The sequence below is a fragment of the Vibrio casei genome (assembly GCF_002218025.2).
Taxonomy (GTDB): Bacteria; Pseudomonadota; Gammaproteobacteria; order Enterobacterales; family Vibrionaceae; genus Vibrio; species Vibrio casei.
Genome location: NZ_AP018681.1, coordinates 975,369 through 990,617, shown reverse-complemented (window position 1 = coordinate 990,617; position 15,249 = coordinate 975,369). Strand labels below are relative to the sequence as shown.

Below are 15,249 nucleotides of genomic sequence, written 5' to 3'. Positions count from 1 at the left end.
ATTTTAGATATTGACGATATATTATCTTCTTTAAGTCTATTTGTGTGTCATTATTGCTACACTTGGTGTTAAATCACTAACAGATTCTAAATTCAAAGTTAACTTTAAAAGAGAAATGTTATGAAGCTTTTAGTCCGAAATCTTGACCGCGGCACAACTGAAATTGAAATGCGTAAGTTATTTGAAGAGTACGGTGAAGTCGGTGAATGCACCTTAGTGTTAGATCAAGAAACGGGAGCATCAAAAGGATTTGGTTTTGTTTATATGCCGGATCTAGATCAAGCAAAAACCGCTATGTTTGCTTTGAATGGTAAAGAAATTGATAAGAGTAAAATTAAAGTAAAAGTGGCGAGTTAATTACTCACCACTTAATCACTAAAACCTATTCGTTAGAAATGCTTAAATATCTTAAGTAAGCATTTCTTAAACGCTGTAGGTTATTTTCAAAGTAGCTTGGCGTAAGACGATTTCGGCTGAAATACTGTCTTCCCAAGTTATGTTGAAAATCAACTTGTGCCCCAAGCCCACTATTGATGTAATTATGAGATTCTCCAACTCGAGTTTGGGCTGATATTGTGTATTGGTCGATTCCTCTCACTTGAACATAACTAGGTTTCATATCACGCCAGAATGTGAGTGGCAATGAAATACCAGCACTGACAAATTGCTCATCCTCACTGTCTAAATAAGAGACAAATACATTTGCATCACCTAACCAATGGTTAGTGGTAATTTGATAGCCTTTATCGCCTTGCCAAAATTCACCCGCTTCAACTTTCAATTGCCAGTTGATTTCTGGTACAGAAAGAGTGTAGCTGCCAAGAAGAGTCCCTTTGTCCTCCATTGTGTTGCCAAAAACATCCTTGTCATCTTTATAAGTGAATTCACTGTATTGAACGCCAAATGAGTGGTAACCCTCTGGTGAATTCCAAACGGTTTCATTTTCAGCCCCTATATAACCACTAAAAATATAGCCAGCAGAAAATTGAGTCATGATGTTAAAAGGTAATTGAAATGCTTGGTGAACCACTGCGCGATCAATCTCACTTTCATACGCTTGATTACCCCAATATCCACCTTCTTGGTAATCGTCACTGTCATCAATGGGCAATATGTAGCGCACATCTACGGCAAACCCTTTCCAAAGTGGAACATAAAGGTTTGTTGCAAGTGCTAATGAGTAGTCTAATACACCATATTCCGTTGCGAAGGCATAACGAGTTGCAGGTGAAACGATTACTTGGCTTCGACCAAATCCACTATTAACTTTCTCATGCTGCCAATCAGTATTGTCTAGCGTTTTTGACAGGTTTGTCGTGCTGATTTTGGTTTGCTTACAAGAGATCCCACTCATTAAAAATTCACGATAGCATTGTGTATTGGTGCTTACCGCAAGTACTGGGATACCGTTAGTTAGCATAACCATTTCAATATTTGGAGAGGTTTGTTCTGTTAGTTCAAGATCGACTGAGATTGACTTTCCTGCATTAGCTGAAATTATTCCTAACGCGACACCTGCGCCATCGATTTGATTACGGTTATAACGTCGGTTTTCTAAAGCAATAATTATCTTGTTATTATCTGCTTTACCAACTTGAATATTAATAAAGCCTTCTTTTTCAAGGGATTGAATTAATTTAGCCATTCCTGCCGATTCATGGCCTGAAAGACTTGCTTGTAAAAGTTGCTTTTTATCTGGAGTTTGCTTAGCTAATTCCGCAGGTTTGTTATCTAAATAGCCAACTAAAGGAATGTTGAAACTGAGACCCCAGATATTTTTATCTGTGTTCTCACGTGTTGTATAAACTTGATAATCTAAGCTAACACGCATGTCATAAGGCAACAGATCTTTAGGTGTAACTGCTTTAATGCTTGAGTTGAACTCTGTGGAGTCATACTCACCAGTCAACTGTAAAAAGGAAAATGGTTGAATTTCAATCCCTCCGAAAGGACCATCCATAATGCCGGATGGAAGTTTCGATTGACCATAACCTGCGGAAAAACGAACGGGCCAATTCTCCAGTGTTTTATCGGCTACCACATAAGTTGTTTGGAAATTATTCGCTGCACCACCTAAATCTTGGGTACCGATTGCTAAGTTGAAACCGGTGTAATCATAAATGAAAGGTAGTTGATATTTGAGAGAAGCCGACAAATCGCGAATACCACAATTCTTGTCAGTGTATGTATTACAGTCATAGGTTTTAGTTACTACCCGACCAGCAACTTCCAAGCCCGGAAATATTCCTACGGTGGCGACCCAGTCATCGAGATCACCTATACCATTTTGATAAGGTAGGCCTTGACCATAATACAGATTAAAATCCCCAGTATTAACCACCTGTGCGTTTGGCGTATTGGTTAAACCTGTAAAACTTTGATGAGATGGCAGTTGGTCAACTTGGGTATCAGCAAAAACAGAAGATGAAAAAAGTGCTAGATAGGCCAAAGGGACGACATAGGCAGAAGTTTTCTGCATGACCATATAAAATCCTTGTAAATGTATGCAGGAGAACAACAAAACGCCGCTAACGGATAGCGGCGTTTAAAGTTTACCATTTAGGTGCTATGCGCCAGTACCACCACCAGTGCTACCAGTTCCCGTACCTGTCGGGTCGGTTGGATCTGTCGGTGTTGGTGGAACGGCTGTTTCTGGATTATCAATTTTATTAATCAAATCAGCTAATTCATTCTTGATTTGATCTTCAGTTAAAGATTCAAGCTTGTCGAGTATTGCGGAGTCTTTAACGATATCAATGATATTGATAAATATTTCTTTATTCCCACTTGCAGGGAAATTAGGATATTTTTGCGTAATAATGTTAGACAATTTTTGAGTTGCGACAGCAATTTTGGTTATGTCGGCATTTGGTTGCGCCGTTAAGATATCTGAAAGAATCATCTTAGTGGCCGAAACTTTGCTAAATAAAGCTGGAGTTTGAGATTTTAATTTAGCAACAGAAGCTTGAGTATTATTCAAGAATTCTTCAATAGTAATGCCATTGTTGAATACTTCACCTAGCCCTAAAGCCGTTAATACTTCAGAAGCGGTACTTTCATCGTATGGTAAATTACCCAGTTTTTTAGCAATAAGAGTCGTCATTGGAGAAGCTGTTGCTTTACTACCTTTTTTAAATAAACCTTTTGGCGCAGTGTATTTCACATTTACCATGCTTTTGCCATTTTCCATATCAACAGCATTTGCACCACCAACAAATGATACCCCACAAGTTTCAGGAGCATTTACAAATGTTGGTAAAGTAATATTAATGTTACCTTCATCATCAGTAAATTTATATTCACCAGTAGTGTCATCATCACATGCTGCTGTTGCTACCATCCCACGTACTGGGCCGTCATAAGCTTGAACAGTTGCAGATTCTGTTGAGCCGCTATCATCACCATCATGACAGCCATATAAGACAGCACTTGCAATCAATAAAGAGAGCACTTTAATTTTATGTTGTTTCATCCTTTTCCCCACACAATTAACTTAAGTATTTTAACCGAGCGCTTATAATCTCAGTACGTTTATATAACAATTAAAACTTTACCTACATATTATTGTCAATGTTGACCCTTTGTAAACCATTAGATTGGTAAATGTAGTTTAAATATACATCATTTCATTGAATGTTGTTAAGTGGGTCATGTAGAGAATGCATATGAAGTTTTTATTTTTGAGCGTCATTTTCTTCAAGATGTTGATATTTAGTACAATAATTATCAATAGTTTATACTGGTATGATTGTTTTTATGTTTAATGAAAATTTAATACACTAAAAATGAATAGCTTTTTGATTCGGGGGAGAATAGCTATAAGTATTAGATTTATCATGGGGATTTACTTTTTAAGGTAATTAAAAGAATACCCCCAAGTATCATGCAAGAAGAGAATATAAAAGCGGTATTCACCATTTCAGATAAAAAGATGCCCCCTCCGAAAGCGGCAATTATAGGGACGGTCAGTTGCGAAATACCCGCTTGGATTGGGGTTAAATTACGCAGTGCGACATACCATAATGCATAACCTAACCCTGATGTAATTGCACCAGATATAACGGATAAAATTAATCCGTATGATGTTATTTGAAAGTAAATATCTCGATTATTAAAAATAAAAAAGATCAAAATAATACAAAAAGGTAAGCTTTTAATAAAATTTCCAGCTGTATCGCTTAGCGGGTCATGACAAATACGACCCCGTAAGGTGTAGAGTGCCCAAGCTATACCGGAAATTGTCATCAAGACAAAACCTTTTAATGATGGTGTTGAAAGGTTGGGGAGGACAAGCAATACGAATCCAATTAACGCGAATGACATACCTAACCATTCTTGTTTATTTAAAGGTTCTTTCATTATTAGATTGCGAACAATAATGCTGATTTGTACAGAGCTAAATAAAATTAGAGCACCTGTCCCTGTCTCTAATGAAACATAAGCAGTAGAAAATCCAGCAGCATAGATAAATAGCATGAAAGCGGATAACCAACTGCCTTTAATAGTTCTAGGCTGCAAAGTATTATTTCGATGATTCTGCGATGTTAATGACCTTGTTTTTAATAATAGAAATAACATTACAGCGCCAGATAAAAGACGAATTATAGTAAAACTTATCGCATCTATATTGTTATTTATTAGCGCAAGGCGGGCAAGTACTGAATTTGCAGCAAAAGAAATTAGAGCGGATAAGGTAAAAACAAATGTGGTTAAGTCAGACCGTTTGAAAGAAGAGGTTTTCATTGCAGATCTCACTTGATATTTCAACGTATGATAATAGATTAAATATAATTGGTAGAGATAACAATTATTAAGAGTGTATGAAATATAGCAAAATATTATGAAGTAACTGGAGGAATAGTGAGCCTCCAGTCTTAAACATTACATAATTATAGTGCCTAGTTTGCCGTATTGTGATGAGAGTGGCTATCATCTGTTTTTTTCATCGGCATCATTCCTGTTATTACTTTTTTCACAGGGACTGACAATGTTTCTTTTTCGCCATTAGCATATCCAAGTGTGAGGGTAATACTGTCATCTTCCACAAGAGGCTTATTTACGTTTAAAAGCATAATATGGAAACTTCCAGGCATTAATTGTATTTCCCCATGTGCAGGAATTTTTATTCCGTCGACTTGGCGCATTTTCATTAAATCACCTTGTCTTTCGACAGTATGTAACTCACTCTTTTCTGCAGCAGGTGTAGCAACAGTGACTAATGTGCGGTCAGAAGCCATATGATTTTCAATAGTCATAAAAATAGCGCTATTGACAGCATTCGGCGGTGTTGCCCTAGCGTATGGATCATCATATTTCATGCCATCATGCGCCATAACGGAGCTGCTGATGAGTAGAGAGCTGAGAGCAAGTGATTTTAATTTCATGTCATGTTGTCCTTTTCAAGATTCTGAATAGCTAAAATCAATGGTTGAGGGTTTAAAGTATGGGGTACTTTTTTTAATAAGGTGCCATCCGGCTTTAAAAAATAAAAATAAGAGCTGTGATCAATTGTATAATTTAAAGCAGAATCTTGTAATTCCGTTTTTTGGAATATCACACCATATCGGTTTGCTAATATTTTTGTCGCCTCTAAAGAGCCTGAAAAACCTTCCATTTTAGAATGAAAATAGTGAGCATATTTTTGAGCATCGTCTCCTGAGTCCCTTTCTGGATCAAGCGTGATGAACATAGGACGAATCCTCTTCATTTCTGCAGCATTAAGCTGTTTTAATGCTGCGGATAGCATGGCAAGAGACGTTGGACAAACATCTGGGCATCGAGTAAAACCAAAATAAACGATGCGAATTCTTGGATCTTGCGGATCGAAAATATTAACCGCTTTGTTATCTGAGCCTTTAAAATCGAGTATTTGTGTTGGAGGTTGATGCCTTGATGGGCCATTGAAATAATAATTTGCACAGAGTCCAATAATAAAGGCGAATAGCATGATGATGAGCCAAGATTTTTTCATTTTTCCATCCTAATCGATGTATAAACTGTATGTTGGTTTTGATCCGTGAGTGTGCCAATCCATGTCATTTTTGCATCGGTGCAAATCGGTAGAATTATGGTTCCTGAATAATTGCCATCGAGCTGTTTTTTTATGGGAAATTTGACGACACCGAGATCCATTTCTAATCCACGTAATGTGAGCATTAATCTATCACTGTTGTTTTGTGGCCAATCAACGTGTATTTGTGTCGTTTTAAGTGGTTTTGCAATATCAGTATCTAGCTTGATTCCGACACTATCCTGTTGGCAGGTTGTGGTGGAAAGTAAACAGTATTTTTTTTTATCAAAAGAGGTCGTATTTATTAAATTAAGGCTGGTTTTTATACTTTGTATCAGTGTTGGCCCGTAAAAACCTGCAAACAATGACAGTATAGTCAAGCCTATTGGCAGACATATTGTTTTTAGTTTAAATGCTTGAGTTGAAATTATGGTCATCACAATCTTTGAAGGAAAGAGGTATGAGGATGTTAGCACAGCGTAATTATTCAAACAGTGATTAAGTTATTTTTCTTGAGTTAGCTTCAATAATAGTGCAATCAAAAGCCCTCATACAAAGAGGGCTTAATGTTCATGATCAGCGTATTCTAGGATAATATCGGTTCTACTTATTGGTTTTTCTGAGCGACTTTTTCCAATAACCAGACAATCCCAATACCACCAAACATACACAGTATTGCTAATAACAAATTGGATGGTTGTCCGACAATATTTTCAAACTGATTTGGCAGTAAGTTGTGTTGAAGTAAAGGGACTTGCTCTCCATGAGAATTTATACGCCAACTTAACGTTTCTTTCCAAGGCCATATTTTCGGTAGGGTTCCTATCATTAATCCGGTTAGGAAAATTAGGGTGGTGTCACGATGACGTTGTAATAGCCATGATAATAAGTGAGAGAAGCTGAGTAACCCGCATATTGCACCAATAGCAAATAGGCTTAAAATGCCAAGATTTAATTCTTTTACCGCCAGTAAAATAGTTGGATAGATACCAAGCAATAGCAAAATGAAACTGCCAGAAATACCAGGTAAAATCATGGCACAGATAGCAATTGCCCCAGCAAAGATAAGATTAAATGTTGTTGGTTGCATATCTAGAGGTTGCAGTATAGTAATGCTGTAAGCAAGAGTAATACCGGCAATTAGGAAAAGAAGTTGAATTATTTTCTTTTGTTCAACTTGTTTCATGATATGAACAACGGAAATTAAGATAAGGCCAAAGAAAAATGACCATAGAGGGATTGGATGAGTGATTAATAACCAAGAAATTAATTTAGCGAGTGTTAAAATGCTGGTTAAAATCCCACCAAATAAGGCGATGAGAAATCCTACGTTGATATGATTTAATACCGCTTTAAAACCTTCGCGTTGCCATAGTCCAAATAGGCTTGGGTTTATACGTCGGATACTGCCTAATAATGTGTCATAAATGCCGGTGATGAAGGCAATCGTGCCACCGGATACACCGGGAACAACATCAGCAGCACCCATGGCGATACCTTTAAGGTAGGTTAAGAAGTAATTCATAAAGCGATGATTCATAAAAAAAATACCGTTCATATTGTAAGGAGCGGCGATCACTCCTTTGTTGAGCTGCTAAGGTTGGCATGATTTCATAAAAATGGAAAGGTTTGAGTTACTGGAAAGCCCACCAAAATGCTTGATAAAATGCATCTTTTGCATTTGTCTTAATGGTTAGCCCGTTTGATGAAATCATACGGTCGAATGGCCATGTCATTATTTCTTGAATTGAAGCACGTAGCATTGCTTTGTTTTTATATTGGCGACGATCCCAATAGGGTAAGGCTAATTCATGATTCACCCCTTGAGCGAGTGTTATCAGTTTTTGCCCAAATGGTAATCCAGATTGAATAGCAATTAAATTGTCACTGATGAGCAATGTTCGGCTTATAGGATCACAAAAAATCATTTTGTTGGGTGTGTCATCACTGCCAATGGAAGTTTGTAATATTTGTCCCTGCCATTGTTTTGGGGTTTGTCGTGATAGGACGCCGTCAAAATTGAGATCGGTACGTTTTTCTATCAAGGCATGGGGTGCAAAAAAATAAGCTTTTGAATAAGCTAGCCACCATTCTGATAAGTACTGATGGTACGTTGGTGTGGGTGAAATGATGTATTTTACGGTTCCTAATTTAGATAGTTTTATCTGACATTGCGTGGTGAGTTCAATAGGAGATATGATCATTAGAAGATCATCTTCAAGCTTTATCACTACCATGCGTTGAGTATGTGTAAACCCAAGTTTTCTATAAGGTTTATCTACATACCAAATCCGATTTGATTCCCATTCTATAAACATTTAGCTTGCTTCCTGCAAACGAAAAAACCACATCAGTGTATAGCAAAAATTGAACATCGGGCAGAGGATTATTGGCATTTTTTATATCTCATTTTCAATTTTTTTGGATGTATTGAGCCATTTTTTCCAAGGAAGCATTAAAAGTGAGAAAATGGTAATAGCGTATAGCATGCTCCAGCCTAAGCATAGAAATACAATGGTGCATAATAAAGTTGAAAATCCTGCTAAATATTTAGCGAATCCCGTTAATAGTCTAAAAGCAGATAACATCGCTAATAAATAAAGCATGACGAAAACACTGTTAGCTAGTTTGACTAATAGTTCGAGATTTAGATTGACTAAATGCCCAAAGCTAATTGACAAAAAAAGCACAATAGTGACCAAAAATGTTGCAACGGTAGGAACGCCTCGCTTCGATAATGTTGCCATAGTGCTTGTGGGACGGTATTCACGAGCTTGAGCCCATACCAAACGAATCATACTCTGAGTGTATAAGTTAATACTTGAAAAACAAGCAAAGTAGCCGATGAGGGTGATGCCGATAGCGAGTTTATTGCCTAGTAACTGCTCACTTAACCATGGAATTGAACTGTGCGAGTTTATATTGGGCTCAAAGGCATGAAACTTTAATATAACGACCGAGCATGCCCAATAGATAAAGCCAGCTAAAAAGCAGCCTAAAACAATGGCAATAGGAAAGTCACGCTGTGGGTTTTTGAATTCTTCTCCCATATGAGAGAAGGCTTCAATGCCAACAAAGCACCAAAACATGACCGCTAAAGCTAAACCAATAGGCAGTACTGCAGAAGTATTCAAACGGGGCATAGCAATATCATTTAGACTAATGTCGCCTTGCCAGAAAAAGACCGCGACTAAGGCAAAAATACTTAAAGCGATTAATACTTGAAATTGAGACGAAGACTTACTGCCAAGTAGGGTGAGTATAAGTATGAGTGCTAATGTGAACAGTTCTGCTAGGTATTGATAGCTCATGAAATGAGGCAGTAGTTCTTTTCCAAATCCACCCGCCAAGGTGATCGCCGCAGGAATACCTACAGGTAAGACACTTAAAAATAACCACGCAACACTACGTTCCATCTTGCTATTAAAGGCTTGGCGAACAAAATAGGCTGTTCCACCAGCATTCGGATATTGTCTTCCCATTAATGCAAAAGTTAGGGCTATGGGGCAAATGGCGAATAATAAGATAATCCATGCCCACAACGACCATTCACCAGCAATATTAGCTGCAATGGCTGGAATCATAAAGAGACCGGTACCAAGTAAAGTTGTTGAAAGTTGACCAATTCCACCCAGTAAAGTGATGTCTTGTTTAAGTTGTTGGCTCACAAGCAAGTCTCATTAGTTATATATTATGGAAGGCGTGATTAAGAACTTTTACATTAAGCCGTGGCTTTTTACATTAAATTGAGAGTCGACAACAGCATGATGCCTAAGCTGCAAGTGAGAATCGAGCCGACGGTCGTTAAAGCGATGATATTGGCAGCTAGTGTTGCATCCCCTCCCATTGCTCTTGCCATTACATAGCTTGCTGCCGCTGCGGGGGAAGCGGTCATAAAGAAAACAAGCCCGAGTTGCATGCCAGTAAACCCATACCAATAAGCGCCTAATGTAATGAAAAGAGGACAAAGAAGAAGTTTATAGCCACTTGCTAAAATATTGGCGGCCTTATCATGTTTAAGCTGGCGAGTATCAAGTGAACCACCGGTACAAAGTAGAGCAAGGGGCAAAGTCATATCAGCAAAGTACTGTCCGGCATGAATAATCACTTCTGGAACAGGAATCGTCAGCTCATAAACAATTAGAGCCAGCACTATGGCGATGATGAGCGGATTCTTAGTGATGGATTTCATCATAATGCCATAAGCTTTTATATTGGAGTTGTCACTTTTTGGAGTGAGAGCAATGACCGCGAGAATATTATATAAAACCGTTACTGCCGCGACATAGACGGCGGCTAAGGCTACGCCGGATTCTCCATATGCATTAGCAACATAAGCTAAACCTATAATGGCGGTATTTGAGCGAAAAGCACCTTGAATGATCACGCCTTGCTGAGCCGGATGTTTAATGATTATTTTAGTGGTAATGGAAGCAAAAAGAAAAAATAAAGTATTTGCTATTACACCAAATGCGACTAAAGGAATACTGTCACTGGTAATCGTATTTGATTTTATGATGCTTAAAAATAAGAGGGCAGGCAGTGTGACTTGAAAAACCAATTTAGAGGCAATTTCAATGAAATTATCATTTATGAGCTTCCAACGACGCAATAATATGCCCAATAGCAACATTAAGCAGATAGGCCCTGTGATGGATACAGAAAAGGAAAATTGCTCAAGAATGCCAGACATGATTAATCCATTAAATTTGATATAGAGAAAGCTGAATAAAAACCGAATATTCTTTTTATCATAGGTGCGTTAAATAAAGAATCGTTTCCACCAAAACTTCTGCCTACTACGTGATTATTTTTCGATGAAGTTATTTGAATAGGTGATTAGTGAGGTGAAACAACAGTATCAATACCCATTGCAAAGCATTAACCCACAACAGCATTTAATTGAACGACAAGCACCGACTATCATAGTGCATGATAAAGCAGATAAATTTGCAAAGTTTGCTATTAGTGAGCAACTTGTCCAGCAAAGCCAATGGGTAGAATTAAAAGCGGCAGAAGGCTATGAGCATAATCGAATCATGAAATCTGATGAAGTAATGCAAGCTTTTAACCATTTAGTTAAAAAGTCATCACTTAATTGATGGTGAAATTATGCAAAATAATACTTGAGTAAAATGAGTGAATTGGATAAAAAGGGTACCAGTTAGCAGTAATGATTTTTCATAAGGATATGATCATGATTAAAGAAAATACCTATTTTGAAGGTAACGTAAAATCGCTTGGTTTCACACAGAAAGATGCTGATAGCAGTATTGGAGTGATGGCGACGGGCGAATATACTTTTGGAACCGAGGCTCCTGAAAAAATGACAGTCGTAAAAGGTGCACTAACGGTAAAATTACCAGGTAGTGAAGAGTGGGTAACTTATTCAGATGGTCAAGCCTTTGATGTGATTGGAGACTCTTCTTTTGATCTTAAAGTAGAAACCCCCACGGCTTATTTGTGCGAATATTTGTAATTCACATTATTTTTATGGTGAGTGGAAGAGGCTATTAGCCTCTTTTTTTACGTGAAAATGTCATAAAAGAGCACAGCCTCATACTGTTTTATACTAGAGTTACATTGTCTTGGCAGAATCACCTCTACATTCATTTTTACATAAACTATTGGAGTTTTTATGCCTATTACGACACTTGATTCAAACACAGCTCTTATTGTTATCGATTTGCAAAAAGGCATTTTGGCTCTGCCAACTTGTCACGATACAACACCTATCGTTGAAAAATCATGTCAATTACTTAGTACTTTTCGAGAGAAACACTTGCCGGTTGTATTGGTGAATGTCGCAGGGAGTGCTCCGGGGCGTAACGAACAAGCGAAATCTCATGGTGAACTTCCTGCTGATTGGTCACAGTTAGTGTCGGAGTTGAATATTCAACCAAGCGATCATTTAGTGACCAAAAAAACATGGGGAGCTTTTACCAATACCGATTTAGATGATTACTTGAAATCAAAGAGTGTTACTCAAGTTGTTGTTGTCGGTGTGGCTACTAGTATTGGTGTCGAATCGACAGCGCGTCAAGCATGGGAGCTTGGTTACAACGTGACCTTAGCGACGGATGCAATGACAGATTTGAATATGGATACTCATCTTAATAGCGTGAATTTAATTTTTCCTCGTTTGGCTGAAACGGGAAATACCGCAGATCTACTGGCACTCTTAAAAACATAAGTTTTTTTTAGTAAAAAAGTAAATAATAAATTTAACGTGTTGATCTTGAGTTAAAATAACAAAAAGGCCAAACAATATTAATTTGTTTGGCCTTTTTCTATCAAATAATAAAACTACTAGCGATCTTGGTTAGGTACCGCGATAAAGCCAGTTGTGATGCTTTCGTCCTTAGACTCAACATGTTCAATGACTTGTCCAATGTAGTCTTCAACCTTATCCCCAACCGAATCGTTATCTTCGGTAAAGTATGCAAGGTGAAAAACAGCATCTCCTTCATTGACTAAAGGTAGAGTTTGTTGGCCAATGACTATGCCATCTTTTGGTGCTGTCATCGTGATCTCAACATGACCCAGTGGTGAGCTGATATAAGCTAGCACTTGATTCTTCGTTACACGATCGCCCAATGTCACCATAGTGCGTAAAATACCATCATTTTCAGCACGAACCCAATTGGTGGATTTGGCAATCACAGATTCTGGCGTTTTTTTGCGGCTCATACGCAACATGCCTAATTCTTGCATGACACGCACTATACCGAGAATGCCAGCATTAATGGCTATGGGTTCAAATCGCAATGCTTCTCCTGCTTCATAAGTGAGAACAGGAATGCCATTTTTTTCTGCTTCAGCCCGTAATGAACCATCACGTAATGCGGCATCAATAATGACTGGTGTGCCAAAGGCTTTCGCCATTCTTAACGTTTCATCATTCTCTAAACATGCCCGAATTTGCGGCAAGTTAGTGCGATGGATCGCGCCAGTATGTAAGTCGATAATGTAATCCGCTTTTTGGGCGACATCAGTAAAAAACGTATGTGCGATACGAGAAGCTAACGAGCCTTTCTCTGAGCCTGGGAAGCAACGGTTTAAATCCCGACGATCAGGCAAATAGCGTGATTTATGAATGAAACCGAATACATTCACGATAGGCACGGCAATTAAGGTACCTTTCAGTTTATTGGTATCAATTTTTTCAATTAACTGACGAACGATTTCTACGCCATTAAGTTCATCACCATGAATAGCGGCATTGACCATTAATACCGGGCCTGGGTTTTTCCCGTGAATGATCTCAACGGGAATAGATAGAGGAGAATGGGTATACAGTTTGGCTGCTTCAATCTCCAAAACCTTGCGCTCACCAGCTCTAACACTGTAGCCCATAAATTCAAAAGGTTTATTTTTTATTACCTTTCGGTTATTTACACTGCTTTTTTTAACCTCGGCCACGGGTCCTAGTTCCTTTTTCTGATGCATTCTTTTCAATAAAATCGATGATCATGCCAGCAACATCTTTCCCTGTTGCCGCCTCAATGCCTTCAAGGCCTGGTGATGAGTTTACTTCCATCACTAAAGGGCCACGAGAGGAACGAAGTAAGTCAACCCCAGCAACGTTCAAACCCATTATTTTTGCTGCCGCTACAGCCGTTTTACGCTCTTCTGGCGTAATGCGAACTAATGACGCTGTACCGCCCCGGTGAAGGTTTGAACGAAACTCACCTTCACTGGCTTGTCGTTTCATTGCTGCAATGACCTTATCACCAATAACAAAACAACGAATATCAGCTCCGCCAGCTTCTTTAATATATTCTTGTACCATGATGTTGGCTTTTAGCCCCATGAATGCTTCAATCACGCTTTCTGCTGCTTTACGTGTTTCTGCTAATACAACCCCGATACCTTGCGTGCCTTCTAGCAATTTGATCACAACAGGGGCACCGTTCACCATTTCTAGAAGATCTTTAATATCATCAGGTTTGCTGGCAAAACCAGTGATAGGCATCCCAATACCTTTACGAGATAACAGCTGCATTGAACGCAATTTATCTCGAGATCGGGTTATCGCTACAGATTCGTTGACAGGATAAACGCCCATCATTTCAAACTGACGAAGTACCGCAGTACCATAAAATGTCACTGACGCGCCAATACGAGGCACGATAGCGTCGAAATCTTTTAACTCTTCACCTTTAAAATGAATTTCAGGTTTCTCAGAGTTTATGTTCATGTAACAGCGCAATGCATCGATAACTTTGACTTCATGGCCTCTGCTTTGACACGCTTCAATTAAGCGTTTGGTTGAATACAAAGAGCGGTTGCGAGATAAAATTCCGATTTTCATTAATCGTTTTCCTTAGTGGAATTAAAAGGTGCAGCAATTAAAAATGATGCAGCTGGATCGACAATGATTCTATCGTTCATTGCAGTGCGACCTAGCAACATGCGAAATAGCATATTTTCTCTGTTGGTGAGAGTTACTTCGATTGGCCATTCTTCACCATTAAATCTAAGCATAGTACTGATGACATAACGTTGCTCTTCATGACCACCAGAATCTTTTACGGTTCGTTGGTCGATCACTTGTGCTTCACAGACTTGTACAAAGTCATCATTTTTCTGAATGGGATGAATCCAGAATCGAACCCAGAGCTCATCCTCTTTATTAAATGGTTCAATCTTAAAAGTGTGCAAACAAGAACTGCGCGCACCTGTATCGACTTTTGCTTTGATTTGTTCAATGCCTAACTCAGGAAGAGCCAGCATTTCACGCCATCCTACAATGATTTTTTTGGTCATATGTATATCGCTAAGGTTGGTACAAATGAATGATTTTTTATTGCTAACATATTGCTGAATATAGTAATAAAATAGGCATAATAAAAGTAATGGTTTGACTATAACAAACTATTAACGCGGGGGAGTGAGTTAGGTGGCAAATTTATCAATATTCTGCGTTCACGTCTTGTGAAAACTTTTTGGTTTGACGATAAAATTTATTTCATAACACTTTCTACCAATGATTAAGTCAGAATAGTCCTTTGTTTTAATCGGAAAAACGGTAGTAAATGAGACGTGCAGAGTAAGATAAGTCAAAAAAGTGGTATTTAAGGGCAAAAAAAAAGCCTTTCCCAAACGTTTAGGAAAGGCAACCTCAAAAAGAAATAGCATGAACCAATAATCCACACAATGGTGTCTCGTTGGTTACATGAATACTGCCATGTATTCTCTGTATATAAAGCAGAATACGTGCCAGTTTTTTAATAGGT

Annotated in this window: 17 protein-coding genes; 4 read left to right on the top strand and 13 right to left on the bottom strand. The window is 38.3% G+C overall.

What is annotated here, in order from left to right; genetic code table 11:
* Positions 1 to 120: 120 nt before the first annotated feature.
* On the top strand, positions 121 to 357 hold the full coding sequence (locus tag VCASEI_RS17435) for an RNA recognition motif domain-containing protein (RefSeq protein ID WP_086960192.1): 237 nt from the start codon (positions 121 to 123) through the stop codon (positions 355 to 357).
* Positions 358 to 382: 25 nt separating this feature from the next.
* Here the strand turns inward: VCASEI_RS17435 and VCASEI_RS17430 are convergent, their stop codons facing one another.
* The 10 genes from VCASEI_RS17430 to VCASEI_RS17385 all read right to left on the bottom strand — a co-directional run bounded on the left by VCASEI_RS17430 (position 383) and on the right by VCASEI_RS17385 (position 10,703).
* Complete coding sequence (locus tag VCASEI_RS17430) at positions 383 to 2,485, bottom strand: YjbH domain-containing protein (RefSeq protein WP_089111051.1); 2,103 nt, start codon at positions 2,483 to 2,485, stop codon at positions 383 to 385.
* An 81-nt stretch (positions 2,486 to 2,566) separates the two neighbouring features.
* Positions 2,567 to 3,472: a hypothetical protein gene (locus VCASEI_RS17425; RefSeq protein WP_089111052.1), complete on the bottom strand. Its 906-nt coding sequence runs from the start codon at positions 3,470 to 3,472 to the stop codon at positions 2,567 to 2,569.
* 362 nt (positions 3,473 to 3,834) lie between these two features.
* Positions 3,835 to 4,743: a DMT family transporter gene (locus tag VCASEI_RS17420; protein ID WP_086960195.1), complete on the bottom strand. Its 909-nt coding sequence runs from the start codon at positions 4,741 to 4,743 to the stop codon at positions 3,835 to 3,837.
* Positions 4,744 to 4,898: 155 nt separating this feature from the next.
* Positions 4,899 to 5,384, bottom strand: coding sequence for a copper chaperone PCu(A)C (locus VCASEI_RS17415; protein WP_086960196.1), 486 nt, complete (start codon positions 5,382 to 5,384; stop codon positions 4,899 to 4,901).
* A complete protein-coding gene (locus VCASEI_RS17410; RefSeq protein ID WP_086960197.1) occupies positions 5,381 to 5,971 on the bottom strand; it encodes an SCO family protein in 591 nt (196 codons plus the stop codon). Before VCASEI_RS17410 ends, VCASEI_RS17415 begins: the two co-directional genes overlap by 4 nt.
* Positions 5,968 to 6,447 (bottom strand): hypothetical protein, encoded by a 480-nt coding sequence (locus VCASEI_RS17405; protein ID WP_086960198.1) that lies wholly within the window; start codon positions 6,445 to 6,447, stop codon positions 5,968 to 5,970. Before VCASEI_RS17405 ends, VCASEI_RS17410 begins: the two co-directional genes overlap by 4 nt.
* Before the next feature lie 170 nt (positions 6,448 to 6,617).
* Positions 6,618 to 7,535, bottom strand: coding sequence for a DUF368 domain-containing protein (locus VCASEI_RS17400; RefSeq protein WP_086960266.1), 918 nt, complete (start codon positions 7,533 to 7,535; stop codon positions 6,618 to 6,620).
* Between the two features lie 109 nt (positions 7,536 to 7,644).
* Entirely contained in the window at positions 7,645 to 8,328 is a 684-nt protein-coding gene (locus VCASEI_RS17395) for a DUF4336 domain-containing protein (RefSeq protein ID WP_086960199.1), read from the bottom strand.
* Positions 8,329 to 8,409: 81 nt separating this feature from the next.
* Entirely contained in the window at positions 8,410 to 9,678 is a 1,269-nt protein-coding gene (yjeH, locus tag VCASEI_RS17390; RefSeq protein WP_086960200.1) for an L-methionine/branched-chain amino acid transporter, read from the bottom strand.
* A gap of 68 nt (positions 9,679 to 9,746) precedes the next feature.
* Entirely contained in the window at positions 9,747 to 10,703 is a 957-nt protein-coding gene (locus tag VCASEI_RS17385) for an AEC family transporter (RefSeq protein WP_086960201.1), read from the bottom strand.
* A gap of 154 nt (positions 10,704 to 10,857) precedes the next feature.
* Here VCASEI_RS17385 and VCASEI_RS17380 point away from each other — a divergent pair, with 154 nt between their 5' ends.
* From VCASEI_RS17380 to VCASEI_RS17370, 3 genes are all read left to right on the top strand, one after another.
* Positions 10,858 to 11,112 carry a hypothetical protein gene (locus VCASEI_RS17380; RefSeq protein ID WP_086960202.1) on the top strand — a complete coding sequence of 85 codons (255 nt, stop codon included), beginning with the start codon at positions 10,858 to 10,860 and terminating at the stop codon, positions 11,110 to 11,112.
* A 95-nt stretch (positions 11,113 to 11,207) separates the two neighbouring features.
* Complete coding sequence (ppnP, locus tag VCASEI_RS17375; protein ID WP_086960267.1) at positions 11,208 to 11,489, top strand: pyrimidine/purine nucleoside phosphorylase; 282 nt, start codon at positions 11,208 to 11,210, stop codon at positions 11,487 to 11,489.
* 159 nt (positions 11,490 to 11,648) lie between these two features.
* On the top strand, positions 11,649 to 12,203 hold the full coding sequence (locus VCASEI_RS17370; RefSeq protein WP_086960203.1) for an isochorismatase family protein: 555 nt from the start codon (positions 11,649 to 11,651) through the stop codon (positions 12,201 to 12,203).
* A 116-nt stretch (positions 12,204 to 12,319) separates the two neighbouring features.
* Here the strand turns inward: VCASEI_RS17370 and VCASEI_RS17365 are convergent, their stop codons facing one another.
* From VCASEI_RS17365 to VCASEI_RS17355, 3 genes are read right to left on the bottom strand one after another with little or no spacing between them, the layout of a single operon-like run.
* Positions 12,320 to 13,366 carry a succinylglutamate desuccinylase/aspartoacylase family protein gene (locus tag VCASEI_RS17365; protein WP_162621108.1) on the bottom strand — a complete coding sequence of 349 codons (1,047 nt, stop codon included), beginning with the start codon at positions 13,364 to 13,366 and terminating at the stop codon, positions 12,320 to 12,322.
* Positions 13,367 to 13,418: 52 nt separating this feature from the next.
* Positions 13,419 to 14,324, bottom strand: coding sequence for a 30S ribosomal protein S6--L-glutamate ligase (gene rimK, locus VCASEI_RS17360; RefSeq protein ID WP_086960205.1), 906 nt, complete (start codon positions 14,322 to 14,324; stop codon positions 13,419 to 13,421).
* The gene (locus VCASEI_RS17355; protein WP_086960206.1) at positions 14,324 to 14,779 is read right to left on the bottom strand and encodes an ATP-dependent zinc protease family protein; all 456 of its coding nucleotides are present in this window, start codon (positions 14,777 to 14,779) and stop codon (positions 14,324 to 14,326) included. The genes rimK and VCASEI_RS17355 overlap by 1 nt, the downstream gene beginning before the upstream one ends.
* Between the last annotated feature and the right edge of the window lie 470 nt (positions 14,780 to 15,249).